This window comes from Nostoc sp., assembly GCF_036917095.1.
Lineage (GTDB): Bacteria > Cyanobacteriota > Cyanobacteriia > Cyanobacteriales > Nostocaceae > Nostoc.
Genome location: NZ_JBALFH010000039.1, coordinates 1 through 1,868, shown reverse-complemented (window position 1 = coordinate 1,868; position 1,868 = coordinate 1). Strand labels below are relative to the sequence as shown.

Here is a 1,868-nt window from a genome sequence, read left to right as displayed (position 1 = left end):
TGATTTAGGACGCAATGAAGAAGCGATCGCATCCTACGACCAAGCACTGAAATTTAAACCAGATTACCACGAAGCTTGGTACAATCGGGGCATTGCGCTAGGCAAATTAGGACGCAATGAAGAAGCGATCGCATCCTACGACCAAGCACTGAAATTTAAACCAGATAAAGACAACGCTTGGAACAATCGGGGTATTGCACTAAAAGATTTAGGACGCTTTGAAAAAGCGATCGCATCCTACGACCAAGCACTGAAATTTAAACCAGATAAAGATGAAGCTTGGAACAATCGGGGCAATGCGCTAGGCAAATTAGGACGCAATGAAGAAGCGATCGCATCCTACGACCAAGCACTGAAATTTAAACCAGATAAAGACAAAGCTTGGTACAATCGGGGTATTGCGCTAGATGATTTAGGACGCAATGAAGAAGCGATCGCATCCTACGACCAAGCACTGAAATTTAAACCAGATTTACACCAAGCTTGGTACAATCGGGGCATTGCGCTAGGCAAATTAGGACGCAATGAAGAAGCGATCGCATCCTACGACCAAGCACTGAAATTTAAACCAGATTTACACCAAGCTTGGTACAATCGGGGCAATGCGCTAGGCAAATTAGAACGCAATGAAGAAGCGATCGCATCCTACAACCAAGCACTGAAATTTAAACCAGATAAACACGAAGCTTGGTACAATAAAGCTTACAATTATGCCCTTCAAGGTAATGTTGAGCAGGCACTAGAAAATCTACAACAAGCAATTAATCTGAATTCTGATGAATATCGAGAGATGGCAAAAAATGACTCAGATTTTGATAGTATCCGGGAAGATGAGCGGTTTCAAGCTTTAATTCAATAACCGCTATAAAGACTAAATTAATGTAGCGATTAATGTAGCGATCGCCTTCACACTTCTACTGAAAATATTCACTGAAATTAATAGCGATGCGTATAAATGACAAATTAAAAACTTAACCTATCTTGAAGAACCGAAATCAAATGTCAGAAACAATCAATATTGAACAAGCAGTATTAGATAATCTGCGAGTTCTATCGAATGACAAGCAACAAGAAGTCCTAGATTTTGTTGAGTTTCTTGTCAAAAAAACAGCTAATCACCAGGAGTTAAACACTGAAGATTCAGATTCTAATATCTCATCAAATCTCCAACAGCAAAAACGGTTATCTCTCCGAGAAATTGCTCGACTACCTATAGCAGAACGTCACAAAATACTAGAACCTTTTATCGCCGCAATAGCCGAAGATTTTTTGAATGACCCAGAATTAACAGAGTTTGCCGTTCTGGATGGTGAAGACTGGGAAACCGAGAATGACTAATCCTAAAAAAGGTGAGATTTGGCTAGTGCAACTCGATCCAACCAGAGGGCAAGAAATTCAGAAGACTCGCCCTGCTGTTGTGATTAGTTCTGATATCTTTATTTCTATTCCAATGCGAATTATTATTCCTGTAGCAACATGGCAGCCTAAATTCCAAAATCGCATTTTCATGATTCCTATCCAGCAAACTAATGAAAATGGCTTAGACTCAAACTCAGCAGGTAATATTTTGCAAGTTCGTAGTGTAACAACTGAGCGATTTGTCCGGTGTTTAGGAAAAGTTTCAACAGCCGTCATGCAAGAATTACTAGACGGTTTAATTATTTGTATTGATTATGCTCCTGAAAGCAACGACTGAAAAATAGCATCTTGAGATAAATACAATTTAGATGTAGCGATCGCCTTCACACTTCTACTGAAAATATTCACTGAAATTAATCAGTAAACCAAAAAGTTTTTAAGAGAAGAGCGATCGCTAGAATACTTATATTTTTTGATACTTTCTAATACGTAACTCTCTAACCAGCAGA

Annotated in this window: 3 protein-coding genes; all 3 read left to right on the top strand. The window is 39.0% G+C overall.

Annotated elements, in window-relative coordinates; translation table 11 throughout:
* Positions 1-859, top strand: an 859-nt coding sequence (locus tag V7L01_RS19515) for a tetratricopeptide repeat protein (RefSeq protein WP_335037495.1), incomplete at its 5' end; no start/stop codon positions are given.
* Positions 860-999: 140 nt separating this feature from the next.
* Positions 1,000-1,338, top strand: coding sequence for a DUF2281 domain-containing protein (locus tag V7L01_RS19510; RefSeq protein ID WP_229489805.1), 339 nt, complete (start codon positions 1,000-1,002; stop codon positions 1,336-1,338).
* Positions 1,331-1,696 carry a type II toxin-antitoxin system PemK/MazF family toxin gene (locus V7L01_RS19505; protein WP_335037492.1) on the top strand — a complete coding sequence of 122 codons (366 nt, stop codon included), beginning with the start codon at positions 1,331-1,333 and terminating at the stop codon, positions 1,694-1,696. Before V7L01_RS19510 ends, V7L01_RS19505 begins: the two co-directional genes overlap by 8 nt.
* Positions 1,697-1,868 lie beyond the last annotated feature (172 nt).

Coding starts and splice junctions, on each gene's coding strand:
- V7L01_RS19510 (WP_229489805.1), top strand. CDS start 1,000: ATGTCAGAAACAATCAATATTGAACAAGCAGTATTAGATAATCTGCGA.
- V7L01_RS19505 (WP_335037492.1), top strand. CDS start 1,331: ATGACTAATCCTAAAAAAGGTGAGATTTGGCTAGTGCAACTCGATCCA.